At 74.4% G+C, this 24,740-nt stretch carries 30 protein-coding genes; 11 read left to right on the top strand and 19 right to left on the bottom strand.

Going from position 1 to position 24,740, the window contains the following annotated elements; genetic code table 11:
- Positions 1-78: 78 nt before the first annotated feature.
- Positions 79-1,017 (bottom strand): DMT family transporter, encoded by a 939-nt coding sequence (locus AC156L_RS09845; RefSeq protein ID WP_330874189.1) that lies wholly within the window; start codon positions 1,015-1,017, stop codon positions 79-81.
- Positions 1,018-1,076: 59 nt separating this feature from the next.
- Between AC156L_RS09845 and AC156L_RS09850 the strand changes: the two genes are divergently transcribed.
- Positions 1,077-1,685, top strand: coding sequence for a TetR/AcrR family transcriptional regulator (locus AC156L_RS09850; protein WP_330874190.1), 609 nt, complete (start codon positions 1,077-1,079; stop codon positions 1,683-1,685).
- A 34-nt stretch (positions 1,686-1,719) separates the two neighbouring features.
- On the opposite strand, the gene AC156L_RS09855 is transcribed toward AC156L_RS09850, so the two are convergent.
- Positions 1,720-2,670, bottom strand: coding sequence for a TIGR03557 family F420-dependent LLM class oxidoreductase (locus tag AC156L_RS09855; protein WP_330874191.1), 951 nt, complete (start codon positions 2,668-2,670; stop codon positions 1,720-1,722).
- Positions 2,671-2,783: 113 nt separating this feature from the next.
- Between AC156L_RS09855 and AC156L_RS09860 the strand changes: the two genes are divergently transcribed.
- Positions 2,784-3,158, top strand: coding sequence for a ChaB family protein (locus AC156L_RS09860; protein WP_330874192.1), 375 nt, complete (start codon positions 2,784-2,786; stop codon positions 3,156-3,158).
- 67 nt (positions 3,159-3,225) lie between these two features.
- Here AC156L_RS09860 and AC156L_RS09865 read toward each other — a convergent pair whose 3' ends face one another.
- From AC156L_RS09865 to AC156L_RS09875, 3 genes are read right to left on the bottom strand one after another with little or no spacing between them, the layout of a single operon-like run.
- Positions 3,226-3,900: a DUF3618 domain-containing protein gene (locus tag AC156L_RS09865; protein ID WP_330874193.1), complete on the bottom strand. Its 675-nt coding sequence runs from the start codon at positions 3,898-3,900 to the stop codon at positions 3,226-3,228.
- Positions 3,876-4,295 (bottom strand): phage holin family protein, encoded by a 420-nt coding sequence (locus AC156L_RS09870; RefSeq protein ID WP_330874194.1) that lies wholly within the window; start codon positions 4,293-4,295, stop codon positions 3,876-3,878. Before AC156L_RS09870 ends, AC156L_RS09865 begins: the two co-directional genes overlap by 25 nt.
- Positions 4,282-5,016: a hypothetical protein gene (locus tag AC156L_RS09875; RefSeq protein WP_330874195.1), complete on the bottom strand. Its 735-nt coding sequence runs from the start codon at positions 5,014-5,016 to the stop codon at positions 4,282-4,284. The genes AC156L_RS09870 and AC156L_RS09875 overlap by 14 nt, the downstream gene beginning before the upstream one ends.
- A 380-nt stretch (positions 5,017-5,396) precedes the next feature.
- On the opposite strand from AC156L_RS09875, the gene AC156L_RS09880 reads away from it, so the two are divergent.
- Together AC156L_RS09880 and AC156L_RS09885 are read left to right on the top strand one after the other, a co-directional pair.
- Positions 5,397-5,921: a DUF1360 domain-containing protein gene (locus AC156L_RS09880; protein WP_330874196.1), complete on the top strand. Its 525-nt coding sequence runs from the start codon at positions 5,397-5,399 to the stop codon at positions 5,919-5,921.
- A gap of 556 nt (positions 5,922-6,477) precedes the next feature.
- Complete coding sequence (locus tag AC156L_RS09885) at positions 6,478-7,650, top strand: Cmx/CmrA family chloramphenicol efflux MFS transporter (protein WP_330874198.1); 1,173 nt, start codon at positions 6,478-6,480, stop codon at positions 7,648-7,650.
- A 10-nt stretch (positions 7,651-7,660) separates the two neighbouring features.
- Here AC156L_RS09885 and AC156L_RS09890 read toward each other — a convergent pair whose 3' ends face one another.
- Positions 7,661-8,494 (bottom strand): hypothetical protein, encoded by an 834-nt coding sequence (locus AC156L_RS09890; protein WP_330874199.1) that lies wholly within the window; start codon positions 8,492-8,494, stop codon positions 7,661-7,663.
- A gap of 134 nt (positions 8,495-8,628) precedes the next feature.
- Complete coding sequence (locus AC156L_RS09895) at positions 8,629-9,069, bottom strand: hypothetical protein (RefSeq protein WP_330874200.1); 441 nt, start codon at positions 9,067-9,069, stop codon at positions 8,629-8,631.
- A gap of 139 nt (positions 9,070-9,208) precedes the next feature.
- Here AC156L_RS09895 and AC156L_RS09900 point away from each other — a divergent pair, with 139 nt between their 5' ends.
- Entirely contained in the window at positions 9,209-10,495 is a 1,287-nt protein-coding gene (locus AC156L_RS09900) for a cytochrome P450 (protein WP_330874201.1), read from the top strand.
- Positions 10,496-10,505: 10 nt separating this feature from the next.
- Here the strand turns inward: AC156L_RS09900 and AC156L_RS09905 are convergent, their stop codons facing one another.
- Positions 10,506-10,745 carry an Orn/Lys/Arg family decarboxylase gene (locus tag AC156L_RS09905; RefSeq protein ID WP_330874202.1) on the bottom strand — a complete coding sequence of 80 codons (240 nt, stop codon included), beginning with the start codon at positions 10,743-10,745 and terminating at the stop codon, positions 10,506-10,508.
- A 569-nt stretch (positions 10,746-11,314) separates the two neighbouring features.
- Positions 11,315-11,905 (bottom strand): aminotransferase class I/II-fold pyridoxal phosphate-dependent enzyme, encoded by a 591-nt coding sequence (locus AC156L_RS09910; RefSeq protein WP_330874203.1) that lies wholly within the window; start codon positions 11,903-11,905, stop codon positions 11,315-11,317.
- A gap of 60 nt (positions 11,906-11,965) precedes the next feature.
- On the opposite strand from AC156L_RS09910, the gene AC156L_RS09915 reads away from it, so the two are divergent.
- The gene (locus AC156L_RS09915; protein ID WP_330874204.1) at positions 11,966-12,193 is read left to right on the top strand and encodes a hypothetical protein; all 228 of its coding nucleotides are present in this window, start codon (positions 11,966-11,968) and stop codon (positions 12,191-12,193) included.
- Between the two features lie 57 nt (positions 12,194-12,250).
- Here the strand turns inward: AC156L_RS09915 and AC156L_RS09920 are convergent, their stop codons facing one another.
- From AC156L_RS09920 to AC156L_RS09935, 4 genes are all read right to left on the bottom strand, one after another.
- Positions 12,251-13,078, bottom strand: a complete 828-nt coding sequence (locus tag AC156L_RS09920) for an SDR family oxidoreductase (protein ID WP_330874205.1) — start codon at positions 13,076-13,078, stop codon at positions 12,251-12,253.
- Positions 13,079-13,154: 76 nt separating this feature from the next.
- Entirely contained in the window at positions 13,155-14,405 is a 1,251-nt protein-coding gene (locus tag AC156L_RS09925; protein ID WP_330874206.1) for a cupin domain-containing protein, read from the bottom strand.
- Positions 14,405-14,611, bottom strand: coding sequence for a hypothetical protein (locus tag AC156L_RS09930; RefSeq protein WP_330874207.1), 207 nt, complete (start codon positions 14,609-14,611; stop codon positions 14,405-14,407). Before AC156L_RS09930 ends, AC156L_RS09925 begins: the two co-directional genes overlap by 1 nt.
- Positions 14,612-14,809: 198 nt before the next feature.
- A complete protein-coding gene (locus tag AC156L_RS09935) occupies positions 14,810-15,400 on the bottom strand; it encodes a hemerythrin domain-containing protein (RefSeq protein WP_330874208.1) in 591 nt (196 codons plus the stop codon).
- A 41-nt stretch (positions 15,401-15,441) separates the two neighbouring features.
- On the opposite strand from AC156L_RS09935, the gene AC156L_RS09940 reads away from it, so the two are divergent.
- Entirely contained in the window at positions 15,442-16,104 is a 663-nt protein-coding gene (locus AC156L_RS09940; protein WP_330874209.1) for a HemK2/MTQ2 family protein methyltransferase, read from the top strand.
- Complete coding sequence (locus tag AC156L_RS09945) at positions 16,076-16,321, top strand: CDGSH iron-sulfur domain-containing protein (RefSeq protein ID WP_330874210.1); 246 nt, start codon at positions 16,076-16,078, stop codon at positions 16,319-16,321. The genes AC156L_RS09940 and AC156L_RS09945 overlap by 29 nt, the downstream gene beginning before the upstream one ends.
- On the opposite strand, the gene AC156L_RS09950 is transcribed toward AC156L_RS09945, so the two are convergent.
- The 4 genes from AC156L_RS09950 to AC156L_RS09965 form a co-directional block, all read right to left on the bottom strand.
- Positions 16,288-17,316: an iron-containing redox enzyme family protein gene (locus tag AC156L_RS09950; RefSeq protein ID WP_330874211.1), complete on the bottom strand. Its 1,029-nt coding sequence runs from the start codon at positions 17,314-17,316 to the stop codon at positions 16,288-16,290. The genes AC156L_RS09945 and AC156L_RS09950 overlap by 34 nt on opposite strands.
- Positions 17,317-17,408: 92 nt before the next feature.
- Positions 17,409-18,509 carry a carboxylate-amine ligase gene (locus AC156L_RS09955; protein ID WP_330874212.1) on the bottom strand — a complete coding sequence of 367 codons (1,101 nt, stop codon included), beginning with the start codon at positions 18,507-18,509 and terminating at the stop codon, positions 17,409-17,411.
- Positions 18,506-19,006, bottom strand: a complete 501-nt coding sequence (locus AC156L_RS09960) for a DUF4383 domain-containing protein (protein ID WP_330874213.1) — start codon at positions 19,004-19,006, stop codon at positions 18,506-18,508. The genes AC156L_RS09955 and AC156L_RS09960 overlap by 4 nt, the downstream gene beginning before the upstream one ends.
- 464 nt (positions 19,007-19,470) lie before the next feature.
- A complete protein-coding gene (locus AC156L_RS09965; protein WP_330874214.1) occupies positions 19,471-19,869 on the bottom strand; it encodes an ankyrin repeat domain-containing protein in 399 nt (132 codons plus the stop codon).
- A gap of 76 nt (positions 19,870-19,945) precedes the next feature.
- Here AC156L_RS09965 and AC156L_RS09970 point away from each other — a divergent pair, with 76 nt between their 5' ends.
- Together AC156L_RS09970 and AC156L_RS09975 are read left to right on the top strand one after the other, a co-directional pair.
- Positions 19,946-20,398, top strand: coding sequence for a Fur family transcriptional regulator (locus tag AC156L_RS09970; RefSeq protein ID WP_330874215.1), 453 nt, complete (start codon positions 19,946-19,948; stop codon positions 20,396-20,398).
- Positions 20,399-20,427: 29 nt separating this feature from the next.
- Positions 20,428-22,089 (top strand): catalase, encoded by a 1,662-nt coding sequence (locus AC156L_RS09975; RefSeq protein ID WP_330874216.1) that lies wholly within the window; start codon positions 20,428-20,430, stop codon positions 22,087-22,089.
- Between the two features lie 54 nt (positions 22,090-22,143).
- On the opposite strand, the gene AC156L_RS09980 is transcribed toward AC156L_RS09975, so the two are convergent.
- The gene (locus AC156L_RS09980) at positions 22,144-22,353 is read right to left on the bottom strand and encodes a DUF2795 domain-containing protein (protein WP_330874217.1); all 210 of its coding nucleotides are present in this window, start codon (positions 22,351-22,353) and stop codon (positions 22,144-22,146) included.
- Positions 22,354-22,747: 394 nt separating this feature from the next.
- On the opposite strand from AC156L_RS09980, the gene AC156L_RS09985 reads away from it, so the two are divergent.
- Positions 22,748-23,203 (top strand): DUF4383 domain-containing protein, encoded by a 456-nt coding sequence (locus AC156L_RS09985; RefSeq protein ID WP_330874218.1) that lies wholly within the window; start codon positions 22,748-22,750, stop codon positions 23,201-23,203.
- A gap of 57 nt (positions 23,204-23,260) precedes the next feature.
- On the opposite strand, the gene crtI is transcribed toward AC156L_RS09985, so the two are convergent.
- Entirely contained in the window at positions 23,261-24,733 is a 1,473-nt protein-coding gene (gene crtI, locus AC156L_RS09990) for a phytoene desaturase family protein (protein ID WP_330874219.1), read from the bottom strand.
- Between the last annotated feature and the right edge of the window lie 7 nt (positions 24,734-24,740).

The following is a 24,740-nucleotide window of genomic DNA, read 5'->3' on the forward strand; positions in this document are numbered from 1 at the left end:
CCCGCGGCCGTGGGACATGGCGGCCGTGGTGATCGTCACGAACGGGACCACCCACCGCAGCCTCACCCCGCACCTCCCTCAGGACCTTCCAGTATCGAATGCCGCCTTCGCCGAGGCGAGAGGCGAACGGCCCAGCGGCGCTCCGCCCTCCGAGGCGGTGCGGAGCAGGACCACCGCGGACGCGCTGATCAGCAGGCCCAGCAGGGTGGTGGGGTGGACCGGCTGGTCGAACATCGGGGCTGCCCACAGGGCCGTGGTGGCCGGGGTCAGGTAGAGCAGGGTGCTGGCTCGGGTCGCGCCGTCGCGGGTCGCGACGAGGTAGTACAGGCCGTAGCTGCCGATGCCCGCGACGACCGCCCACGCCACGGCTGCCCAGAAGGCGGTGCTCGACGGGGGCGTGAGGTGGCCCGCGGTCGCGGTGGACGCGGTGAAGAAGACGGCCGTGAAGAGCGCCTGCACGGCCAGGGTCTGCCCGAGCGGCGGTGTGGGCCACCGCTGCTGGAACAGGGTGCCCGCGGTCAGGGCCAGCATCGCTCCCAGCGGCAGGAGCAGGGCCGCCGCGGTGACGCCCGCGCGCAGGTCGCCCACCGCGGTCAGCGCGACCCCGGCCGTGCCGAGCGCCAAGCCCACCAGGTGGCTCACCCGCAGGCGCCGTGCGTCGAGCAGCACGGCCGCGACGAGCACCAGCGCGGGTTGCAGCGAGGCGATGAGGGCGGAGGTGCCCGCGGGCACCCCGGCGGCAGCGGCCCAGAACACGCCGCCCAGGTAGAGGCACTGGCACAGCAGCGCCAGCACGGCCTGGCGCGCCCACTCCCGCCGGTCCGACCGGGCGGCGGCGCGGACGGCCCACGGGAGCAGGACGACGGCGGTGACCAGGCACCGCCACGCCAGGACGGTGTCCGGTGCCGCGTGCCGGGCACCGAGTTCGGCGCCGATGAAGCCCGAACTCCACACCACGACCAGGGCGGCGGCGCTGATCGTCGACACGGCCCTGGGACTGGGGAACTTGGTGACCATCGAGCCAGGTAACCATACCGGTTGGTATACTCGCAGTGCACCAACCCAGGAGGCGAACCGTGCTGCCCACGCTCACCAGGCTCGACGAGTCCACCCCCGCCGCGCTGCGCCCGGTGCTCCAACCGCTGCCACCGCTGACCAGCGCGGGAACGCGGCTGCTGGAGGCCGCCAGCACCCTGTTCTACGACCGCGGGGTGCGCGCCGTGGGCGTGGACCTGATCGCGGAGTCCGCGGGCACGACGAAGAAGACCCTCTACGACCGGTTCGGCTCCAAGGACGCCCTCGTCGCGCTGTACCTGCTGCGGCGGGCCCACCGCTGGCGCGAGCACCTGCTGGCCCGGCTCGCCGAGGTGGACGGGCCGGACCAGCGGGTGCTGCTGGTCTTCGACGTGCTGGAGACGTGGATGGGCACCCAGCGGCGCGGCTGCGCCTTCGTCAACGCCTACGCCGAACTCGGGGACGGCGACCACCCGGCCGTGCCCGTCGTCCGCGCGGAGAAGGCGTGGATGCGCACCCTCTTCGACACCCTCACCGGCGACCCGGCCCTGGGCGCCCACCTGCACCTGCTCTACGAGGGCACCCTCGTCGTCCTCACCGCGGGCGCCAACCCCCTGGCGGCGGAGGAGGCGCGCGGCGCGGTCCGGGTCGCGCTCGGCCGCGGCGCGTGACGCGCGGCGTCCGGGGCGGGGTCGCGCGGTGGGGTCACCGCACGTGCGGGGCGACCTCCCGCTGCCAGAAGGCGAAGAACTCCTCCTGCTCCGGGCCGATCTGCTGCACGTACACCTCGTCGTAGCCCGCGTCCGCGTACTCGCGCACGCTCTCCACGTACCGCTTCGGGTCCGGGCCCGCGGGCAGCACGTCGGCCACCATCCGCTCGGTCACGAGGGTCGACGCCTGCTCGAAGTGGCGGGGTGTCGGGAGGACCTGCGCGAGTTCGCCGGGCAGGTGCTCGTTGGGCCACAGGCGCAGCGCCGTCCGCACGCCCTCGGCCTCGGTCGCGGCGTGGCAGACCTTGAACCCGCCCTGCGCGGGCCCCTTCCCACCCGCCGCGCGGTACCGCCCGATCAGGTCGCCGTCGGGCTTGGTGCTGCACAGCCCGTCGCCGATCCGGGCGGCCACGTCCACGGCCTTCGGCCCGAACGCCGACACGTAGATCGGCACGGGCTGCTCGGGCAGCGTGTAGAGGCGCGCGTTCTCAACGGTGTAGTGCTTGCCGTGGTGGTCGACCTCCTCGCCGGTGTGCAGGGCGCGGATGACCTCGACGGCCTCCTCCAGCATCTCCAGCCGCACCGGCGCGGGCGGCCAGGCGTCGCCGAGCACGTGCTCGTTCAGCGCCTCCCCCGAGCCGACGCCGAGCGTGAACCGGCCCTCGCACTGGACGGCCGCGGTGGCGGCGGCGTGGGCGACGACGGCCGGGTGCAGGCGCACGGTCGGGCACGTGACCGCCGTCGTGATCGGCAGGCGGGTCACCTCCGACAGCGCGCCGATGACCGACCACACGAACGGGCTCTGGCCCTGCTCGTCGTTCCACGGGTGGAAGTGGTCGGAGATCCACAGCCGCTCGAACCCGGCCTCCTCCGCCCACCTGGCTTGGCGGACCAGCTCACGCGGCCCGAACTCCTCGCAAGACAGGAAATATCCGATGCTGACCATGGTGGACGGCTACCCACCGGCGGTCCGTCGAACCCTCCGTCGACCGGGGCCGTGGATGTCATGCCGAAACGGGTACCCGTGCCCCGAACGGGAAACCCGATCGAGGAGGAGACATGCCCGGACGCCAGGAGCTGCCCAGCACCGTCGAGCGCTCGTCGAAGAAGGCGCAGCGCACGTGGATCAAGGCGCACGACTCGGCGGTCGAGACCTACGGCGAGGGCGAGCGCGCGCACCGCACCGCGTTCTCGGCGTTGAAGCACTCGTTCGAGAAGGTCGGCGACCACTGGGAGGCCAAGCGGGAGAAGGGCCCGTCGGACGCAGGGACCGGGAAGACCCACGGCGGTGTGGACACCAACGCCAGCAAGGCGCACCTGTACGACGTGGCGAAGAAGCTCGACGTGCCGGGCCGGTCGTCGATGACCAAGCAGCAGCTCGTGGAGGCGATCGGGAAGGCGAACGACCGGAAGACCGCGAAGGCGCGGTCCTGAGCGCCGCGGCTGACGACCCAAGGGGATCGGGGAGGAGCCGCGGCTCCTCCCCGATCCCGTTCCGCCGTCAGCCGCGCGCGTCCCGCGCGACCGCCTGGCCCGAGTCGCGGGCGTGGCCCGCCACGTCGGCCGAGGCGTCCTTCGCCTGCTCCGTCGTGGCGCGGGCGGCCTCGCCCGCCGTCTGCTTGACCTCCTGGACGGCCTCCTGCACGGTGCCGCCCACCTCCTCCTTGAGCCTCTGACCGGTGTCGGCCAGGGCTTCCTTGAGCGGTTCCACGTACTCCGAGGCGCGGTCGCCGACCTGGCGCACCGCGTCCTGCTCGACGCGCGTGGCGGGCAGCAGCGACGCGGCGAGCAGGCCCGCCCCGAAGGCCACCAGCCCGGCGGCGAGGGGGTTGCCCTGCGCCTGCCGCCTCGCCTGCTCGGGAGCTTCCCGAACGGCCTGCGCCGCCTGACCAGCGGCGTCCGACACAGTCTCGGCGGCGCTGTGCGCCCTCTCCTGCACGGCCTGCGCCGCGTCCTGAGCGGTGTCCCGCACGCCGGTGGTGGCGTGGTGCGTCGCCTGCGGCACGGTGCCCATCACTTTCTCCCTGAGGGTGGTCAGGCTTCGCCGCACGGTCCTCGTGCGGCGCTGCGCGATGCGCTTCGGGCTCGTGCGGTCCACGATCCGGTTGGTGTCGGCCACCAGTTCGGCGCGCGTCCGGTCGATCTCCTGCCTCAGCCGGTCGGGTGACGTGCCCATTCCGCGTCCTCCTTCAGGGTGTCGATGGTGCGTTCGGGTTTCGGGGACACGGTCTTCAGCCGGGAGCGGCCCGCGCTGAACAGCACCGCGCCCGCGATGCCCCACAGCACGGCGACGATCAGGGTCGCCCAGGCGAGGCCGACGGCGTGCGCGAGGCCGAACGCCAGGGCGAAGCTGAGCAGCACCGCGGTCATGTACCCCGCGAAGCCTGCCGCGCCGAGCATCCCGGCGGCCTTCCCCGCCTTGGCCGCCTCCTCGCGGATCTCGGCCTTGGCCAGTTCCAACTCCTGGCGCAGCAGCCGCGACAGGTCGTTCGCCAGCTCGCCGACCAGGTCACCGAGCGAGGCTCGGTCGTCGTCGACCGGTGGTGTCCCGAGGTGATCAGGGCTGGACATGCGCGGCACCCCCACCCGTGGCGGGCTGCGGCGTCCGCGGCACCGCCGGGTCCTCGTAGGGGGTGACGGTGGGCGGCACCACGGCACCGGCCGGGCCCGGCGCGGTCGCGGGCGTCGGCAGCGGCGAGTCGTACGGCGTGCCCGTCGGGGTGACGGCGGGCGGCGTGCTCCGCCACGTCTCCGCCTGCGCGGTACCGGCGCGTTCGGTCGTGCCGTCCGACGACCCGTTCGCGCTCTTCACCACGCGGCCCACCAGGAACCCGGCCAGGGCGGCGCCGACGAGGAACGTGCCGGGCTTGCGGCGGGCGAAGTCCTGGGCGGAGTCCAGGAGACCACCCGCTCCGCGCTCGTCGAGGAACCGCGCGGCCTGGCGGCCGGTGTCCGCGACCTGGCGCAGCGCGCCCGCCGCCTGCGACCCCTCGGAGGAGTGCTCGGCCATGGCGGACAGCTCGTCGGCGAGCCTGGTGATGCCCTGCGACACGCGTCGCGCCTGGTCGTCGGCCTCCCGGCCGATGCGCTGCCGCACGTCGTCCACGACCTTGCCGGTCTGCTGCTTGGCCTCGTGCGCGACCTGCTGGACCTGGTCCTTCGCGGTGGACGCCACATCCGCCGCCGCGTCCTTCGCGTGGTGGGCGACGGCGGTGCCCTCCTGCGACGCCGTGGAGGCCACCGCCCCCACCGTGCTGTCCGGCCCAGTGGACCGGCCTTGGATGTCAGTCACCGGTTGCTCCTTCAGTAGTTTCTCTCGGTCCCGCATGCGTCTACCCGCCGTCCGGCGCGGGACAACCGATCCCGACGACATCGCCGCAACCGGTTGAGCCGCCGCAGAACGGGCACCCTCCGCGGTCGTGCGCACTCAGGGACGGCACGCCGAGCACGAACACCGAGCCGCCCTCCCGGCAGTCGGGGACCGCCTCGCGGACGACAACCGGCCGGTCGGTCTCCGGGCCGACCGCGCCGCTGCCCCGCGAGCTTCCTGGACCGGGTCGGGTGGGAGGTGCGGGTCATCGCGGGCGTCCTCCGGGCAGGCGATCGGGTCTCGTTCGGACGGTGTGCCGCGGTCCGCGTTTGGGGGTGTGGCGGCGAGGCAACTCACGCCGCATGTCCACGACAGGGATCTTCACGCGCGTCCGGTCGAACTACTCGGGGGACGAGGTGCGCCCGCTGGGCGGCTACCTCCGGGCGATGGGTGGGTTCTCCGGCCTCGTCGGGCTCGCGGCGCTGGTGGGAGGGGCGCGCGGCGCGCGGCTGCCGGAGCGCTTCTCGTGGAGCGACACCGTCCTGGTGTCCGTGGCCGTCCACAAGGCGAGCAGGCTGCTGACCAAGAGTTCGGTCGCGGGAGCGCTCCGGGCGCCGTTCACCCGGTTCGAGGGCTCCACCGGTGAGGGCGAGGTCGCCGAGTCGGTGCCGCCGTCGGGAACCCACCGGCACGCCGTCGGCGAACTGCTGACGTGCCCCTTCTGCTCCGACGTCTGGCTGGCGACGGCCTTCACCGCCGGGCTGGTGCTGGCTCCGCGCGCGACCCGCCTGGTCGCCACGGCCCTGGCCGCCGTCGCGGGGTCGGACTCCCTGCACCTCGCCTACGACGCCGCCAAGTCCGCCGTCGCACGGGCTTCGGAGGGCTGAGCGGTCCGCCCCGAAGGCGCGTCCCGCGAACAGGACGCGCCTTCGTCGTGGTCACGACAGCGCGGGACCGGACTCGTCGGTGCCCGACAGCCGCGCCGGGAACCGGTGGCACTGCTCGGCGCGCTCCGAGCCCTCCTCCATCACGCGGCGGAAGAACTCCGCGATGTGCGGCTGCCCGCCGGTGGGGTGGTCCCCCGGACTCCTCGACCCGTCCCACCGCCGCTGCGCCCCTGGGTGTCCACCAGCGGGCGGGCCGGGGCTGATCCGCGGAGCTGGGACGTCGTGCGCGCTGGTAGGTTGACGGCCGTGTCCAGCCCCGAGGCAGCCAGTAGGTAGCCACCGGCTCTCCCCGGTGGCGCACCCACCAGTCGCGCGCGTTCCGCGTCTCCCCGCGTGAACCCTCCCCCGCCCGTCGTGCGGGGTTCTTCGGCGACTCGTGCCACCGTCCGGGAACCGTTCTGACGTCCGGCCTCCGCGCCGGACAGCGTCGCGCCCGGCGCCCGCCGCGGTGCGCACCACCGAACGCACACCTCTCGACCCCTCGCGGAGTCCTCCCATGCCCTTCGCCGTCTACGTCCTCGCCCTCGCCGTCTTCGCCCAGGGGACGTCGGAGTTCATGCTGTCCGGCCTGGTGCCGGGCATCGCGCACGACCTGGCCGTGTCCATCCCCGCCGCGGGATCGCTGACGTCGGCCTTCGCCCTCGGCATGGTCGTCGGCGCACCGCTGGTGGCGCTGCTGAGCCTGCGGTGGCCCCGGCGCACCGCCCTGCTGGTGTTCCTGGTGGTGTTCCTGCTGACGCACGTGGTCGGCGCCCTCACCACCAGCTTCCCGCTGCTGCTGGCCACCAGGGTGCTCGCCGCGCTGGCGAGCGCGGGGTTCCTGGCCGTGGGCCTGGCCACCGCCACCGGCCTGGTCGCGCCCGACGCCAAGGGCAGGGCCACCTCGGTGCTGCTGAGCGGCGTGACGATCGCCTGCGTCGCGGGTGTGCCCCTCGGCGCGGTCATCGGCGACCTCTGGGGTTGGCGCGCGGCGTTCTGGGCCGTGGCCGCCCTCTCCGTGCCGCCGTTCACCGCGGTCCTGCGCGCCGTGCCCGCCGCCGCACCGGACCCGAACGCCCCGAGCGCGCGCCACGAGCTGCGCGCGCTGCGCACCCCGCGCCTGCTGGTGGTGCTGGTCCTCGGCGCACTGGTGAACGGCGCCACGTTCTGCACGTTCACCTACCTCGCGCCGGTGGTCACCGACGTGGCCGCGGTGTCACCCGACCTGGTGCCGGTGGCGCTGCTGCTGTTCGGCGTCGGGTCGTTCGCGGGCGTGGCGCTCGGCGGTCGGTTCGCCGACACCGCGCCGACGCGGCTGCTGGGAGCGGGCTCCGTCGCGCTGCTGGTGGGCTGGGTGCTGTTCGCCCTCACCGCGGGCGACCCGGTCGTGGTGTTCGTGTTCGCGTTCGTCCAGGGCGCGCTCTCGTTCGCGGTCGGGTCGACGCTCATCGCCCAGGCCTTCTACTCCGCCTCCGCCGCCCCGATGCTGGCGGGCGGGTTCGCCACCGCCGCGCTCAACGTCGGCGCGGCGGCGGGCCCCGCGCTCGGTGGTCTGGCCATCGACGCCGGGGTGGGCTTCCGGGCGCCGATGCTGGTGAGCGCGGCGCTGGTCGCCACCGCGCTGGTGGTCGGCGGTGCGGCGCTGCTGGTGGCCCGGACCCGGAAGGCGGTGCGGGCCACCACGACCTGACGGCAGGTGGTCAGCGCGGCAGCGGTATCTCCCCCGGTAGCGGAGCCAGGTCGGATTCCGCCCTGTCCAGCAGGGCCCACGCCTCCGCGAGCCCGGCGGCGACGCGGTCGCGGTGCCCGCGCAGCTCGTCGACGCGCTTCCGGGCGGCCGTGATCATCGCTTCCGAGCGTTCGGCGGCCTCCCGCAGCAGGGCGTCGGCGCGAGCCCGTGCCTCCGCCTCCTGGCGGGCGAGGGCGCGGGCCGCGTCGGCGCGCCTGCCCGCCATGGCCAGCTCGAAGTCGGTCCGCACGCGCTCCCGCTCCGCGGCGGCCTGCTCGTCCAGCTCACGACGGCGGCGGGCCGCCTCGCGGACCGTCGCCTCGACGTGCTCGCGAGCCCGACGCATCAGGGCGCGGTGCTCGACCTCGGCCTCCCCGCGGCGGGCGTCCAGTCCGGCGACGAGTTCCTCGTACCGCAGGCGCAACCGGGTCGCGGCCTCGTCCGCCGCCGCCCAGGTGCGGTCGGCGGCGGCCTCGGCGCGCGTGGTGATCTCGGTGGCCTCGGCCTCGGCGAGTTCGACCCTGCGGCGCGAACGCTCGTCCAGGGTGGCGGGGTCGACGGGTGTCCGGCACAGCCGGTCGAGGCGGTCGTGCAGCTCCCGCACCTCCGCGCGGGCGGACTCCAGTGCGCGGGCCAGGCCGTCGGCACGGGCGACCGCCGCGTCGCGGTCGACGGCGAGCACCCCCAGGTCCGCCTCCACCGCCTGCACGAACCGCATGACCTGCCCAGGGTCGAACCCCCGCCACACCACGTCGAAATCGGTCCGCAACGGCACCAGTTCTTCTCGGCTGTCGACCGCCGTCACCGTTCCTCCTCCTTGCACCGCACCGCATCGCCACCGTGATGACGAACGCGGGCAGGCCGGAGTTCCCGGCTCGGGGATCGTTCCGGCGGAGCACGGGCACCAGTCCTCAAAGGACTCGAACTACCTCGGTGGACTCACTCCCGAAGATCGTCCGCGGCGCTCGGCGTGCGCACGGCCTCGGCGACCGAACCGCCGGGCTCGTCCGCGAGCTGGCCCCGTTCGACGGCCTCGCGGTGGACCTCCTCGCCGTAGACGTCGCGCGCGTCGGAGCTGATGACGTCGTCGCGGGACAGCTCCTCGGCGTCCGGCTCGCCCGCGGGCGGCTGGACGTCGGGCTGCTCCTCCTCCAGCCGGTCCTCCAGAGGACGCGGGTGGGCCTGCTCGTAGGCCGTCATCCCGTACTTGTCGGCCGCGGTCCACCGCTCGGGCGGGTCCATGCCCGCTTCCAGCGGGTCGAGCTTGAGCCGGTCCTCGTCGAGGTCCTCGGCGCTGTTCAGCGCCGCCGGATCCATCTCCGCGGAATCCGGCGACCCCGTGTCGTGGGGTGCGGTCGGGCTCTCCCGGTCGTCGGCCATCGGTGTTCTCCTCCTCGTGCGGCGGACGTGATCACGCCCGAGGGCGCGGACCCTGGGGTGTCCACAACGGCCGGACCCAAAACGCCCGGCCTGCGCGGGTCCGCGTTTCACCGGCCCTTCGCCGGGCACCCCGGACACCATGCGAGATCACCGCGGCACGCTCCTCGACCAGACCGTCCCACTGGCGCTCAAGGGCTACGGCTGGTTGCCCGACCTGCGCCGCGCGACGCCCGGCGAGACCGTCCGCACCCGCGTGGCGGGTCGGCGGGCGATCGGCCTGTGCGGCCCGGACGCCACGCGCTTCTTCTACGACGAGGACCACGTGCGGCGGCACGGCGCCCTGCCCGGTCCCGTGCGGAGCACGCTGTTCGGGCACGGCGCGGTGCACACGCTCGACGGCGACGCCCACCGCCACCGCAAGGACCTCTTCCTGTCCCTCATGACGCCGGGGAGCGTGGCGTACCTGGTCGAGCACGTCACGGCGGCGTGGGACGACGCGGTCGCGTCCTGGACCCCCGACCGGCCCGTGGTGCTGTTCGACGAGGCGAGCCGCGTCCTGACCCGAGGGGTGTGCCGGTGGGCCGGTGTCCCGCTGGCCGACGAGGACGTGCCCGCCGTGGCGAGCGACCTCACGGCGATGGTGGACGGCTTCGCGACGGCGGGTCCGCGCCACTGGCGGGCCCGGCGGGCGCGGGCGCGCCAGGAGGCCTCGTTCGCCGACCTGGTCCAGCGGGTGCGCCGGGGCACCACGACGGTGGCGACCCGCTCGGCGGTCGACGTGGTCTCCCGCCACCGGGATTCCGGTGGAACGCCGCTCGAACCACGCGTGGCCGCGGTGGAGCTGCTCAACGTGGTCCGCCCGACGGTGGCCGTCGCCTGGTTCGTCGCGTTCGCGGCGCACGCCCTGCACCGGTGGCCCGACCACCGCGAGGCGCTGCGCTCCGGTGACGCCGGGTTCGCGACGGCGTTCACGCACGAGGTCCGCCGGTTCTACCCGTTCGCCCCGTTCCTCGGCGGTCGCGCCGTCCGAGACCTCTCGTGGCGCGGCGAACCGATCCCGGAGGGGTCGCTCGTGCTGCTGGACGTCTTCGGGCAGAACCACGACGCCGCCGTGTGGGGCGATCCCTACGCGTTCCGCCCGCAGCGGTTCCTCGACCGGCCCGCGAGCGCGTTCGACCTGATCCCGCAGGGTGGCGGCGATCCGGCCGCCGGTCACCGGTGCCCCGGCGAACCCGCCACGATCGGCCTGCTGGAGGCGCTGTCGGCGCGCCTGGCCCGCCTCGACCACACCGTTCCCGAGCAGGACCTGACGATCTCGCTGTCCCGTGTGCCCGCACGGGTGCGCAGCGGTTTCGTCCTCACCCCGACCGGCTCGACCGCGCCGCGGCGCGCCGACGTCCTCGCCGCTTCCCGCGACCACGGGTGACACCGGCCGATCACGACCTGGCGACCACCCGGATGGAGTCGAGCGCCGCGTCGACGGGGTCGGGGAGCTGCACGCCGGCGGCGAGACCGCTGCGCGGGTAGTCCACCACCGGCCTGCTGACGACCTCGCCGGGCAGCACCGCTGGTGCGCCCGGCGGGTACGGCGTGATCATCTCGGCCGCGATCCGGCCGACCGCCGCGTCCACGTCCACCTGCTCGGTCTCGCCGGAGAACGCGTCCCTGGGCGGCATCGCCGTCTCCAGCTCCACCCGCTCGGGCGACGGGAGGTCGACGGGCTTCGGCGCGGGCAGGCTTCGGCGCGGGCAGGCTCCGGCCCGCCCGGCACAGGGCGTCCAGCGCCGCGACCAGGATCGCGCCGGTCTCCTCGTCGTCGGCGGTGGTGAGCTGCGCGACGACCCTCCGGTGGTCGGACAGGCCGACGGCGACCCGCTGGTGCTCGCGCAGCCAGTCGGCGGCCTGGTAGCCGCTGATGCCGAGCGGGGACACGTCGACCACCACCTTCAGCGGGTCGATCGACGACGAGAGGTCGAGCAGCTCCTCCCGCATGACCCTCAGCCCCGGTACCCGGTCCACGCGTGCCCGCACGGACTCCGCCAGCGCGAGCGTCGCGTCGAGCAGCCCGTGCCCGTGCCGCGCCATCTGCCTGCGCCAGCCGTCCAGGGTCGCGTGCACCAGCGACGTGGCGCTGGTCGTGCCCAGCAGGTCCTCGCGCGCCTTGAGCACCGCCGGTCCACGCGGTCGCCCTGGAGGTGGAACACCGAGCTCTGCTCGACCGCCGAACCGGCCTTGTGCACGCTGGTCACGCAGAGGTCCGCGCCCGCGTCCACCGCCCACGGCGGCAGGTCGGGGTGGAACGGCAGGTGCGCGCCACGCCTCGTCCTCGATCAGCGGCTCGCCGAACTCGTGGCGCACCTCCGCCACGGCCGCGATGTCGCCGCACGTGCCGTGGTCGGTCGGCGTGACCAGGAGCGTCCGGTTCGGCCTCGAAGGCCTCGCGCACGTCCTCCGCGGCGGGCGGGTTGGACAGGTGCAGGTCGGCGTCCCAGCGGGGGCGCACCCGCACGGCCGCGACACCGCTGAGGATCAGCCCGGACACGACGGACTTGTGGGACTGGCGGGCCACCAAGAGCTTCTCGTGCGGGCCCGCGACCGGCAGCACGGCGCTCCTGACCGACAGCGAACTGCCGCAGGTGGAGAAGAACGCGTGCTCGGCGCCGACCGCGTCGGCCATCAGCTCCTGCGCGTGCTCGATCACGCCGCGGCTCACCCGCCGGTCGTCCAGGCCGTTCGACGAGATGACGTCGGCCTCGAAGACCTGCCGTCCACCACCTCGGAGTCGCCTGGCGCGGATCGGGCCGAACACCCTCCCGGAGCCGCGACGTTTGCCCACCTCCCGCGGGGGAATCCCACCGGACCGGGCATCGGTGCCCGACCGGAGCGAGGAGCGAACGTGGTCGAACAGGCGCGGGACGTCGACACCGCGGGCATGGAGGAGCGGCTCGCCGAGTCGCAGCACGCGATCGACGAGGCCAAGGCGACGGCCGAGGAGCTGGCCGAGACGAACCCCGACCCGTACGAGACGGAGGCCGAGGACGACGAGCCCTCCGGGTTCGAGTCGCCGGAGGACGGTGGGCGCGGCGAAGCGCCGGGTGCCGTGCGGGCCACGCCCGAGAGCTGACCGGAGCCCTGGGCCCGCCGGTCCCCACCGGTGGGCCCAGGGCCGGTCGTGGCGGTACTACGGGTTGCGCCACTTCTCGTCGGTGAGGCGGTCGCTCGCCTGCGGTCCCATGAGGAGCATGCCGCCGTCCACGACGTAGGACGCGCCGGTCACGTAGCTCGCCGCGGGCGACGCCAGGAACGCGACCACGGCGGCGACCTCCGCGGCGTGGCCGGTGCGTCCCAGCGGCACGCCGGGGCGGCGCTGCTCGCGGGGGTCCTCGTCGGTCTGGCCGGTCATCGGCGTGGAGATCTCCCCCGGTGCCACCGAGTTCACCGTGATGCCGTGCTCGGCCAGCTCCAGCGCGAGCACCTTCGTCAGCATCCCCAGGCCCGCCTTGGCCGCGCAGTACGGCCCGGCACCGACGCGCGGCGCGTGCTCGTGGACGCTGGTGATGTTGACGATCCGGCCACCGCGCCCGGCCTCGACCATGTGCCGGGCCGCGCGCTGGGAGCACAGGAACGCACCGTCCAGGTCGACCGACAGCACGGACCGCCACGAGTCGAAGTCCATGTCCAGCAGCTTCTCCGCGCTGCCCGTCCCCGCGCAGTTGACCAGGACGTCGATGCCGCCGAGGTCGGCCACCAGGTCGTCGACGACGGTGGCCGCGGCGGGCAGGTCGGTGAGGTCCAGGTGGCGGACCGCGGCACGGGCACCCGCCTCGCGCACCTCGGCGGCGGTCCGCTCGGCCCCGTCGGCGTCCCGGTGGTAGGTGACTCCGACGTCCGCCCCCGCGCGGGCCAGCGCCACGGCGACGGCCCGGCCGATGCCGGAGTCCGAACCGGTCACGACGGCGCGCAGGGGCGTGTCCGCGCGGTCCTCGGGCAGTGGGGCGATGGTCGCCATGGGCGGTCCTCCGGGGGTCTCTGGGGTCCGGGGGTACCCGTGGCCGCCGCGCCGACACACCGGGTCGCGCGGTCGTTCACGGCTGGGCGGGCACCAGCACGCCGTCCTTGAGCAGCCTGCGCACGAGCACCCGCTGGTCCTCGACGGGCAGGCCGGGCAGGGTCCCCAGCACGACGACACCGCCCGCCGCGAGCAGGTCGAGCGCGGCGGCCGTGCCCGCGGGCAGGGTCATCCGGTCGTGCGGCAGGTCCAGCACCACGCGGTCGCCGTCGGTGCGCAGCCGGAACCGCAGGCCCGGACGCCAGCGCACGGCGTCGCCCGCGTCGGCGTTCCGCGCGGCCGTGGCCTGCGCGAGCGGGGCCAGCGGTCGTGGCGCGTTCCCGGACCACACGCGTCGCCGCACCCGCTCGGCCACGTCGCGGGGGTCGGCGTCGGCGAGCACGTCCCCGAGCAGGCCGACCACGGCGGTGAGGTGCGGCGCGAGCTGGTCCGGGTCGGCGACGTCGATCCCGAGCGGCAGCGACGCGCGCAGGTCGGTGTCCCGGCCCGCCAGCGCCAGCAGCGCCTCCACGAGCGCGTACCGCGTCAGGACGTGCACGCCGACCGTGAGGTGCGCGCTGATCTCGCCCTGCGCCACGGCCGAGTGGAGGTAGCCGCGGGGCAGGTAGAGGGCGTCACCGGGGGCGAGGACCTCGTCGAGCAGCGGTTCCCGCGCCGCGCGCTCGGCGACGGCGTCGGCGTGGTCGGCCCACGGCTGGTCGCGCAGCGGGTCCTGGTGCACCGGCTCGTGCACGCGCCACCGCTTGCGCCCCGCGACCTGGAGCACGAACACGTCGTGCACGTCGTAGTGCGCGGAGAACCCCTGCGACTGCGGCGGGGTGAGGTAGGCGTTCACCTGGACCGGGTGGCCGAGGTCCGCGCCGAGGTCGGTCGCGAAGTCGACCAGCGGGGGCCACAGCCGGTGCAGCCCCTGGAACACCAGCGTGCAGCCCTCGGCGAACAGGGAGGCGACCCGGTCGTCCGCGACCTGGTCTGCGATCTCCGCGCCCACCCCTCCGCCTCGGGTGAACTGGGACGACCCGAGCACGGCCCCGTCGCGCGCCACCCGCAGGAACGGGGTGCGCAGGCCGCGCCGGGACAGCAGTTCGTCGGCCCGCTCCAGGTCGAACAGGTCGTCGAACGGCCGGGGCAGGTCGGCCGAGGGGGTCAGCAGCGGGCGGCGGCCCCAGTGCTCGTCGGCGAACCGGTCCGGGTCGACGCCCACGCAGCGGCGCAGCGCCTCCCGGTCCGCGGACCGGGAGGCGCTGCGCTCAGGTGGAACCGCCATCAGGCCCGACCGCTGCCGGCACCGCCGTCGGCACCGCCGTCCTGCTCGGCGGGCACCCCTTCGGCGCCGCCGTCGGCCGGGCCCTCGGGGTCGGCACCCCCGTCAGCGCCGCCGTCCTGCTCGTTCGGCACCGCGTCCGCTCCGCCGTCGGCGGGACCCTCGGGGCCGCCCGTGCCGCTGGTGATGTCGTCGTCGGTGAGTCCCATGACTGTCTCCTGTGGATCGAAGGTGGTCCCGGATGCCCGTTCCGGGCGGTGTCAAACCGCACGTCATCCGTTGGTGGCGTCCGCACCCGGCCGCGAGCGGCTCCTCCTCGCCGGTGGAGGACCCCACCGGCTCGATCCCGCCCACCCCTGGGCAGGCGTCGCGGCGGACCACCTGCGCGCAGCGCGGGAACCCCGGCCCTAACGGCCCAGCGCGCCCCGGATGAGGTCGCGGACCTTGTCCACGACGGCCGTGGGCGGTCCCAGCAGCAGGTTCGCCACGGGCGACTCGACACCGGGGTGCGGGCGGGTGGGGGCGATCAGCTGCGCCGCGCGCAACGCCCCGCCGAGGGCCTTGAGCTGCTCGTCGTCGTACTGGGAGCGCAGCCGGGGGAACTCCTCCCGCTCCTCGTGGCCCGCGTGCGCGAGCACGTCCTCGCGCAGCTGCACCAGCAGCGTGTCGAAGCCCTCGGCGTCGGGGCCGATGCGGTCCAGCGTCACGAGCAGCTCCTTGGCGCGGCGCTCCTCCGCGACCCTGGCGTCCACCACGGCGTCACCGCCCTCGGAGCGGCGGGCGGCGGGGTGCACCAGCTCCTCCTCCGCGGTCTCGTGCACGGACAGGAGCCGGACCAGTTCGCGGAACGCGGTCGTGCGGTCCTTCCCGGTCGTGGTCTCCACCCGCTCGAACAGGGCTCGGATCTCCTCGTGCTGCCGGATGAGCAGGGTGAGGACGTCTTCGTCTTCGCGCGCGGTCGTCATGACCGACGGGATGCCCGTTCCACGCCGAGTCATGCACCCGGTTTGCCGGACGTCCGAGGGGCAACAACCGTCCTATGTGGCTATTGCGACCGCCGGGCGTGTACCGGCCCCAGGACGACACCCGGCTCCTGGCCGGGGCATTGGCGAAGGCGGCCGTTCCGGCGGGCGGGAGAGCCCTGGACATCTGCGCGGGCACGGGCGCGCTGGCCATCGCGGCGGCCCGCGCCGGTGCGGCGAGCGTGGTCGCGACCGACGTGTCCCGGCGCGCCGTCGTGGCGACCGCGCTCAACGCGCGGCTGCACCGGGTCCCGGTGCGCGCGCAGCACGGCGACTTCGCCGACCTGGTCGGCGGGCGGCCGTTCGACCTCGTGCTGGCGAACCCGCCCTACGTGCCGTGCGGCGATCCCGCCGAACCGCGCGGCCGGGACCGGGCGTGGGACGCCGGGCCTCGGGGGCGGGCGGTGCTGGACCGGTTGTGCGCGGTGCTGCCGCTGCTGCTCGCCGAGGGCGGGACGGCGCTGGTCGTGCACTCCGGGCTGTGCGGGACGGCCACCACGCTGGACCAGCTCAGGGGCGGCGGTCTGAAGGCGTCGGTGGTCGAGCGGCGGACCGTTCCCTTCGGACCGGTCCTGCGCGGCCGCGCGGCCTGGCTGGAGGACAGTGGACTCGTCGAACCCGGACAGCGGACCGAGGAACTGGTGGTGATCCGTGCCGACCGAAGCGCACGCCCGTCCTGACCGACCCCGCAGGGTCGTCGTCGTGCCCGGTGGGCCCGTCCTGGTGGACGGGCCCGTGGAGCTGGTCGGGGACGACGGCACCGCCGTCGTCTCCGACCGGTTCGTCGTGGCGGTGTGCGCCTGCCGCCGCAGCAAGCGCTACCCGTTCTGCGACACCAGCCACCGGCGGCGCGTCCGGACCGCTCAGAGCGGTCCGGACGAGTCCGGCAACGGCTGACGCAGCGAACTCCGGCCCGCCGACCACGCCCCGAGCAGGTGGTCGGCGAGCCGCTGTTCGAGCAGTTCGGTGGCCTGGACCCCGAAGACGACGTCGGCGGTCAGCTCGGGCTCGCGCTCCAGCAGGTCGCCGATGACGTCGCGGCGCATGACCTGCTCGTGCACGGCGTCCGCCTCGACGTGCTCGGTGAAGAACCGGGTGCAGGCCTCCCCCGCCCCCAGCCGCTCCAGCGCCTTCGCCATCCGCTGCGCGCTGGGGGCGGTGGTGATCTCGGCCGCGGCGAAGTGGCCCACGAGCGCGCCGCGCAGCCTCCGGTGCAGACCGAACATCGACATCAGGTTCACCGCGGCGGGCACGTGGGCCGTCACCCGGTCGAGGTAGTGCAGGTAGCCGGATGACAGGTCCGCGGCCTCCAGGAGGTCGGCGAACAGCCTGGAGTGCATGTCCTCCGCCCGCCCGCCGCCGAACTCGTCGAACTCCACGGCCACGAGCGCCGCCTTGGCCCTGCCCTGCAACCGCGGGATCACCCAGGCGTGCGGGTCGGCCTCCTTGAGGTGGTAGATCGACCGGTGGACCAGGTACTCGCGAAGCTGCCACCACTCACCCGCGTCCCGCAGGTGGTGGCTCACGCCCGCGCCGTCCACCGGCTCCACCAGCAGCGCGTCCAGCACCCCCGCGAGGTCGTCACCGCCCTCGACACCGGCCCTCAGCTCGCGCTCGAAGCCGCTCTCCAGCACCGATCGCAGCCGCAGCAGCTCCGGGTCCCACTCCCACCCCGGCGGCACCGCGTCGAAGCCGCGGTAGTGCAGCTCGTAGCAGACGTGCAGCGCGAGCTGGGCGTCGTCGCCGAGCGGGTCGGCGGCGCGGGCCCGCTCCAGCGGGAACGGCCGGTCGGACGGCTCACCCCGCAGCGCGGACACGACCGCGTCCGACAGCGGTCCTCTGGGCTCGGGCAGGACGGCCTGGCCCGAGCTGATCACGACGGTCTCGCCCACGGTGCCTCCGGGTTGTGCGGGTCAACGGCCCGCCGGGTACCCGGTCCGGTCCGGGTCATGCGGGCGACGCCGTGCGCCCCGCCACGTCGGGGTCATGCGGGTGACGCCGTGCGCCCGGCCACGAGGTCGACCGCGGCGGGCAGCCCGTGGACGGCCGCGGCCCGCTGCCGCTCGGCCCCGGTGCCGTCGGCGAGGACCTCCTTCACCAGCCTCCGCAGCGGCACGTCGTCACCGGTGTCCTCCATCGCCTCCGCGACGTGGTCCAGCAGCGCCGACACCAGGTCCTCGGCGGGCACGGCACGGGCCTCCAGCACGTCGACGCCCGGCCCGGTCGTCCCGTACCGCGCCGCCGACCACACGGCGGACGCCGCGACCTGGGGATCGATCTCGGGGCCCTCCACGCCGCGGTCCAGGTCGGCCAGCGCGGTGCGCACCAGCGCACGGGTCAGCCCGGCCTGGAGCACGGCCGCGCCGACCGTCGGCGCGGTGTCGGCCGCGCGCACCTCGACCGTGGGGAACGCGGGCGACGGGCGGGCGAGCCAGAAGCTCATGCGCGGGTCGACCAGCACCCCGCAGTCGACCAGCCGCGCGACCTCGGCGTCGTGGTCGGCGGCCGACGCGAACCGCGGCGGCAGGCCGGAGCCGGGGAACGCCGCCTGGCGGACCATCCGCCAGCTCCCGTACCCGGTGTCGCGCCCGCCGCCGAACGGGGAGTTCACCGACAGCGCCAGCAGCGTCGGCAGCCACGGCCGCAGGTGCCCGATCACGGCGACCGCGGTGTCGCGGTCGGGCACGCCCACGTGCACGTGGCAGCCGCACGACTCGTAGCCGTCGACCACGCCGCGGTACCGGTCCGCGACGGCGGTGAAGCGGGCTCCGGGGGTGATCAGGACGTCGGGTCCGGGCAGGGGCGGTGTCCCCGCCGCGAGGAGCAGGGCGTCCTCCTCGCGGGCGGCGAGCCCGAGGCGCTCCCGGCCCGACAGCAGGTGCCCCCGCAGCTCGCCCAGGTCGCGGCAGACCCCCGTGGAGGCCTCCACCTGGGAGTTCAGCAGCTCGGCGTGCACCAGGCCCGGTCCGTCGCGGCGGACCCGGCCCAGCACGGCGGGTGCCCTCGGCACGGTCCACCGGGACACCCGGTCCGCGAGCAGGAACTCCTCCTCGACGCCGATCGTGACGCCACCGCGGTCGGTCACTCCGGCACCCGGTCCGGGTCGGGGTACTGGCCCCTCGACCGCTCGGCCGCCGTGCCCGCGACGCCGAGCAGCACCATGCCGGCGCCGAGCCCGAGGTGCAGCCAGTTGTCGGCGACGTTGAACGGGACGACGTTGGCGGCCATGTGCTCGCCGACGGCCGAGCCGTAGACCCACAGCAGCAGGTAGACGCCTCCGCCGACCACCAGGTAGGCCCGCGCGGGGCCGCGGGTCCTGGCTGCGAGCAGCCCGAGGACGCCGAACAGCAGGTGCACCAGGTTGTGCAGGACCGACACGGCGAACACGCCGAACAGCAGCGCGCCGGAGTGGGGTCCCGCGAAGGTCATCTCGCCGAAGTCCGCCGTGACGCCGGGCACGAAGCCCAGCACGCCGACCAGGAGGAAGACGGCCCCGACGAACAGGGCGAACGACTGGACGGGGCGGCGGCGCTCGCGCGTGGCCGCCGCCACGCGCGCGTGGGGTGTGCGGTTCTGGTCCATGGTCCGGGGATAACCCGGAGCGGCGGCTCGGAACCCGGCGGGCGACCTGTTTGTGCCGACGCGATCGGGGTAGCCGCCCGCCGTGCGCACCGAACGGGATCGAGACCCGGAGCAGGCCTGCCGCAACGCGGGCCGGGCCGCGCCCCGCCCGCGGAGGAGGGCACGAGCACCGACGACGACGCGCCGCCGGGCCGCGCCGACACCGGGTCGACGCGCTCGGAGGCCGGCCCCACCGGGACCGTCGGCGCCTCCGACCACCCGGTCGCCGACGACGCCGACCGCGGGTGACGGCGGCGCACCCGGCTCCGGGCACAGGCGGACGTCACCCCCGGTCACCGACGACCCCGAACGCGGGTGACGCCCTGGAGCACCCGGCTCCGGGCACGCGCGGACGTCACCCCCGGTCACCGACGATCCCGACCGCGAGCGACGGCGGCGCACCCGGCTTCAGGCACGCGCGGGCGTCACCCCCGGTCGGCGGTGAGCAGCTCCAGCATGTCCGGCAGGTCGAAGAACCGAGCGATGTCGAGCGCCGACCGACCGCCGAGGGCCGGGTCTGCGCCCGCGGCCAGCAGCGCGGTCACGCTCTCCGTGGACCGGCGGAACACCGCGGCGCCGAGCGCGGTCTGGCCGCGGTCGTTCACCCGCGCGGTGTCCGCGCCGCGGTCGAGCAGCGCCCGGACCGACTCGGGGTGGTCGTGGTAGGCGGCGAGGATCAGCAGGGAGTCCCCCGCGCCGCTGGTGAGGTTGACCGGAACGCCCCCGTCCACGGCCTCGGCCAGCCGGGCGGTGTCGCCCTCGCGCGCGAGGTCGAGGATGGAGCGCAGGAAGTCGAGTTCGGCGTCCGTCAGTGCTTCTGCCACGGGGAAACCTTACTGGACAACGACATTCGGCGCCGCTTGAGTTGCACGATTCCAGTTCTTGCGTTTCCATCGGGGTATGCCGGAAAGGACACCGGACTCCCGATTGCGCACAGCGGGCCTGCGCGTCACCAAGCCGCGCACGGCCATCCTGCTCGTGCTCGACGGAGCTGCGGTCGAGCACGAGCACCTGACCGCCGCGCAGGTGGCGGAACGGGCCAGAACCCTGCTGGGGCGGGGTTTGTCGGTCCAGGCCGTCTACGACTGCCTGGACGCGCTGACCGGCAGGGGCGTCATCCGCCGGATCGAACCGGCGGGGCACCCGATGCGGTACGAGGCGAGGGTCGGTGACAACCACCACCACCTGGTCTGCCGGGATTGCGGCAGGACGACCGACGTGGACTGCGCCATCGGTGCCGCACCGTGCCTGTCCCCGTCGCAGCACTCCGGTTTCGTCGTCGACGAGGCGGAGATCACGTTCTGGGGCTCCTGCCCCGACTGCGCGCAGTCGGCCGGTGAACGACACCGGTGACCACCGAGAATCTCCACGAGAGGCGCACGATGACCACCGCATCCTCGCAACAACCCCGGTCCGGTGCTGATCGGCCGGTGCTGACCAACCGCCAGGGGCACGCGGTCCACGACAACCAGAACTCGCGCACCATCGGCGCCCGCGGACCCGCGACCCTGGAGAACTACCAGTTCCTGGAGAAGATCAGCCACTTCGACCGCGAACGCATCCCGGAGCGCGTCGTGCACGCGCGCGGTGCGACGGCGTTCGGCTTCTTCGAGGCCTACGGGACCGTCGGCGACGAGCCGATCTCCCGCTACACCAGGGCGAAGCTGTTCCAGGAGAAGGGCAAGCGCACGGACGTGGCGGTGCGGTTCTCCACCGTCGCGGGTGGCCGCGACTCCTCCGAGGTCGCCCGCGACCCGCGCGGCTTCGCGGTGAAGTTCTACACCGAGGACGGCAACTGGGACCTCGTCGGCAACAACCTCGGGGTCTTCTTCATCCGCGACGCCGTCAAGTTCCCGGACTTCATCCACTCGCAGAAGCCCGACCCGGTGACGTTCGAGCGCCAGGACCCGAACCGCGCGTTCGACTTCCTCAGCCAGACGCCGGAAGCGCTGCACATGGTCACGCTGGTGTTCAGCCCCAGGGGGATCCCGGCGAGCTACCGCACCCAGCAGGGCTTCGGCGTGAACACCTACCGCTGGGTGAACGCGGCGGGCGACACCAAGCTGGTGAAGTACCACTGGACGCCCGCGCTGGGCGTCAAGTCCTACACGGCGCAGGACGCGGCGAACGTCCAGGCGACCGACCTCGGCTCGCACACCCGCGACCTGTACGAGGCGATCGAGCGCGGCGAGCACCCCGAGTGGGAGCTGTCCGTGCAGCTGATGGACGACCACGACCACCCCGAACTCGACTTCGACCCGTTGGACGACACCAAGGTGTGGCCGGAGGAGGTGTTCCCGCTGCGCAAGGTCGGCCGCATGGTCCTCGACCGGGCACCGGAGAACTTCTTCACCGACAACGAGCAGATCGCGTTCGGCACCGGTGTCCTGGTCGACGGGCTGGACTTCTCCGACGACAAGATGCTGGTGGGCCGCACGTTCAGCTACAGCGACACCCAGCGCTACCGCGTCGGTCCGAACTACCTGCAACTGCCGGTCAACGCCCCGAGGACCAGGGTCGCGACGAACCAGCGCGACGGGCAGATGGCCTACGGCGTGGACCTCGGCGAGGGCCAGAACCCGCACGTGAACTACGAACCGTCCATCCTGGGTGGACTCCGCGAGTCGGAGCGCCCCGCCCACGACGAGATCGGCCCGGAGATCAGCGGCAGGCTCACCCGCGCGCGCATCCCGCGCACCAACGACTACCAGCAGGCGGGCGAGCGCTACCTGCTGTCCGAGCAGTGGGAGCGCGACGACCTGGTGGCCAACCTGGTCGACGCGCTCGGCCAGTGCGACCGACCCATCCAGGAGCGCATGGTGTGGCACCTGCTGATGGCGGAGGACGAGCTCGGCCTGCGCGTGGGCGAGGGCCTCGGCATCACCCCGGACGACGTCCGGGGGCTGGAGCCGCTGGCCACGCAGGTGCTGTCCGAGGAGGAGCGGAACCGCGCGGCCAACCTCGGCAAGAACGGCCCGCGTGACGTGACGGGCCGGGAGATGACGCACTGCGTGCCGAACGAGCACGTCGAGGTGACCCGCTAGCGGCGGAGGACGCGGTCGCCGTGCGGGGAGGGTGGTCCTCCCCGCACGGCGCCCTCACGCGTCCCGGCTCTCGTCGATCGCGACCGCTCCCAGCACCTCGTCGAACGACCCGTAGACACCGTCCGGAACGGACCTCAGCGCGTGCACGGTGTCCTCGTCGCCGTTGTTGCGCGAGGCGTGGTCCGTCAGGTGGTCCTTGGCCGCCGGGTAGGTGACGTCGGCGAGCACCGTGCGCAGCCGGTCCACCGTGGTCGTGTCCTGCATCGCTGCCTCCTCGTCGTCGGGCTTGCCGGTCGCACCCCGCTCACCCGCGACCGCGGTTCCACCGTGCGGTCCAGCGCCAGCGAGGGGCGCACACCGAGTTCACCGCGCGGCGGCTTCTCAAACAGGCGGAGCGCCTCCGCCGGACCAGGTGCGGCGCGACCAGCCCGCGGTGCGCGCTCGCGCTCGGCGGTCCCGTAGACAGCGCCACCAGCCCGACCCGCGGCGGGCGTGGAGTATTCCCGGCCGCCGGTGGTGAGCGCACAGCGCGTCCAGCGGGTCCCGTTCGTGACGGGCTGACCGGTTCGCAGGTCCGTTCGGTCGTTTGTCCGCTTTCGCGGCGGGTAGCCGGACGTCAGCCGTTCAACACCTTCGACGCAGAACGAGGTGACGGGCCATGGCCCAGCGCAACCCCACTCCCACCACCCGCGACCGCAGTCCCGTGCGCACTGCCGCACAGGCGGTGGCAGCGGTGTTCCTGCTGGTCGGTGTCCTCGGGTTCATCCCGGGCATCACCACCGACTACGACACCATGACGTTCGCGGGCCACCACTCCGACGCCATGCTCCTCGGCATCTTCAAGGTGTCGGTCCTGCACAACATCGTGCACCTGCTCTTCGGCGCGGCGGGCTTCGCCCTCGCCCGCACGGCGGGCGGCGCCAAGGCCTACCTGATCGGCGGTGGAGCCGTCTACCTGGTGCTCTGGCTCTACGGTCTGATCATCGACAAGGAGAGCGCCGCCAACTTCGTCCCGCTGAACGCCGCCGACGACTGGCTGCACCTCGTCCTGGGCGTCGGCATGGTCGGGCTCGGCGTCCTGCTCGGCAAGCGGGTCGCGGCGACCCCGCGCTGACCCGGTGAGGGGCACCGTCCGTCCACCGCGGGACGTCCGCGGTGGACGGACGGTCCGTCAGGACCGCAGCCGTCGCGCGGCCAGCCGCCCGGAGATGAGCACGGGCGGGATGCCGACGCCGGGCGTGGTGCCGCTGCCCGCCAGGACGACGTTGCCGTTGCGGAACGGCAGGTTGCGCGGGCGGAACGGGCCGGTCTGCGCGAACGTGTGGGCCGCGGAGAACGGGGTGCCCGCCGCCTGGCCCGCGGCGGCCCAGTCGGCCGGGGTCGCCAGTGCCAGCCGGGTGACGTCCGAGGTCGACCCGATCAGCTTGCGGGACACCAGTTCCCCGACCAGCTCGTCGGCGTAGCGCGGGCCGACGGCGGCCCAGTCGAGCGGGGCGGCGTCGAGGTTGGGGCAGGGCGCGAGCAGGAACTGCGTGTGCCTGCCCGGCGGCGCCAGGTCGGGGTCGGTGAGCGAGGGGGTCGTCAGCAGCAGCGACGGGTCGCTCATCAGCGACCCCCGGTGGATGATCTCGTCGAACGTGCGGTCCCACGCGCCGCCGAAGGAGATGGTGTGGTGCGCGACCTCGTCGGTGACGCGGTCCGCGCCCAGGTGGACCACCACCGCGGACGGCGACCAGCGCAGCGCGACGGGGCGGCGGGGCCGGCCGCGCAGCAGCCGGGCGCTCTGGCCGGGGCCGGTGGCCAGGACCACGGCGTCGCACGGGAAGCGGTCGGTGCCGGTGCGCACGGCGGTGACGCGGTCGCCGGAGCGTTCGAGCCCGACGACCTCGGCGCCGTGGACGAACCTGACACCGGCGGCCTCGGCGGCGGCGGCGAGCGCCCTGGGGACGGCGTGCATCCCGCCGCGCGGGAACCAGACCCCGGCGACGGTGTCCATGTACGCGATGACGGCGTAGGCCGCGAGGGCGTCGCGGGGCGCGACCCCGGCGTAGAGCGACTGGAACGTGAAGACCCGGCGCAGCCGGGGGTCGTGGAGGTACCTGCCCACGGCGCTGTCGAGCCTGCCGAAGCCGCCCATGGTGGCGAGGGCGACGAGGTCGCGGCCCACCAGGTCGAGGGGGCTGTCGAAGTTCGCGCCGATGAACCGGTCCCGCTGCACCTCGTGCAGGCGGGTGAGCCACGCGCGCAGCCGCCGGTAGCCGTCGGCCTCGGCCCCGCCCGCGAACTCGTGGACGGCCTGCTCCATCGCGGCCTGGTCGGTGTGCACGTCCAGCGAGCTGCCGTCGGCGAACGCCGCGCGGTAGGCCGGGTGCAGCGGCAGCAGCTCCAGGCGGTCGGCGAGGCGTTCGCCGACCGCGCCGAGGGCTTCGTCGAGCAGCTCGGGCATCGTGAGGACCGTGGGCCCGGTGTCGAGGTGGTGCCCGGCCACGTCGAGCCTGCCCGCGAGACCACCCGGCCGCTCGGCCTTCTCCAGCACGGTCACCTCGTGACCGTCGCCGCGCAGGTGCAGGGCGGCGGACAGCCCCGCCAACCCCGCGCCCACCACGACGACCGAGTCGGTCCGGCCGCGGACCACGTGGACCAAGGGGTTC

Source organism: Umezawaea sp., assembly GCF_057122925.1.

Excerpts from the sequence above, each read along its gene's own strand:
- AC156L_RS09970 (WP_330874215.1), top strand. The coding sequence starts at position 19,946 with ATGCCGGAAAGGACACCGGACTCCCGATTGCGCACAGCGGGCCTGCGC.
- AC156L_RS09920 (WP_330874205.1), bottom strand. The coding sequence starts at position 13,078 with ATGGCGACCATCGCCCCACTGCCCGAGGACCGCGCGGACACGCCCCTG.
- AC156L_RS09975 (WP_330874216.1), top strand. The coding sequence starts at position 20,428 with ATGACCACCGCATCCTCGCAACAACCCCGGTCCGGTGCTGATCGGCCG.
- AC156L_RS09930 (WP_330874207.1), bottom strand. The coding sequence starts at position 14,611 with ATGGGACTCACCGACGACGACATCACCAGCGGCACGGGCGGCCCCGAG.
- AC156L_RS09865 (WP_330874193.1), bottom strand. The coding sequence starts at position 3,900 with ATGGGCACGTCACCCGACCGGCTGAGGCAGGAGATCGACCGGACGCGC.
- AC156L_RS09940 (WP_330874209.1), top strand. The coding sequence starts at position 15,442 with ATGTGGCTATTGCGACCGCCGGGCGTGTACCGGCCCCAGGACGACACC.
- AC156L_RS09925 (WP_330874206.1), bottom strand. The coding sequence starts at position 14,405 with ATGGCGGTTCCACCTGAGCGCAGCGCCTCCCGGTCCGCGGACCGGGAG.
- AC156L_RS09985 (WP_330874218.1), top strand. The coding sequence starts at position 22,748 with ATGGCCCAGCGCAACCCCACTCCCACCACCCGCGACCGCAGTCCCGTG.
- AC156L_RS09845 (WP_330874189.1), bottom strand. The coding sequence starts at position 1,017 with ATGGTCACCAAGTTCCCCAGTCCCAGGGCCGTGTCGACGATCAGCGCC.
- AC156L_RS09900 (WP_330874201.1), top strand. The coding sequence starts at position 9,209 with ATGCGAGATCACCGCGGCACGCTCCTCGACCAGACCGTCCCACTGGCG.
- AC156L_RS09855 (WP_330874191.1), bottom strand. The coding sequence starts at position 2,670 with ATGGTCAGCATCGGATATTTCCTGTCTTGCGAGGAGTTCGGGCCGCGT.
- AC156L_RS09895 (WP_330874200.1), bottom strand. The coding sequence starts at position 9,069 with ATGGCCGACGACCGGGAGAGCCCGACCGCACCCCACGACACGGGGTCG.
- AC156L_RS09960 (WP_330874213.1), bottom strand. The coding sequence starts at position 19,006 with ATGGACCAGAACCGCACACCCCACGCGCGCGTGGCGGCGGCCACGCGC.
- AC156L_RS09885 (WP_330874198.1), top strand. The coding sequence starts at position 6,478 with ATGCCCTTCGCCGTCTACGTCCTCGCCCTCGCCGTCTTCGCCCAGGGG.
- AC156L_RS09935 (WP_330874208.1), bottom strand. The coding sequence starts at position 15,400 with ATGACTCGGCGTGGAACGGGCATCCCGTCGGTCATGACGACCGCGCGC.
- AC156L_RS09870 (WP_330874194.1), bottom strand. The coding sequence starts at position 4,295 with ATGTCCAGCCCTGATCACCTCGGGACACCACCGGTCGACGACGACCGA.
- AC156L_RS09880 (WP_330874196.1), top strand. The coding sequence starts at position 5,397 with ATGTCCACGACAGGGATCTTCACGCGCGTCCGGTCGAACTACTCGGGG.
- AC156L_RS09860 (WP_330874192.1), top strand. The coding sequence starts at position 2,784 with ATGCCCGGACGCCAGGAGCTGCCCAGCACCGTCGAGCGCTCGTCGAAG.
- AC156L_RS09980 (WP_330874217.1), bottom strand. The coding sequence starts at position 22,353 with ATGCAGGACACGACCACGGTGGACCGGCTGCGCACGGTGCTCGCCGAC.
- AC156L_RS09905 (WP_330874202.1), bottom strand. The coding sequence starts at position 10,745 with ATGCCGCCCAGGGACGCGTTCTCCGGCGAGACCGAGCAGGTGGACGTG.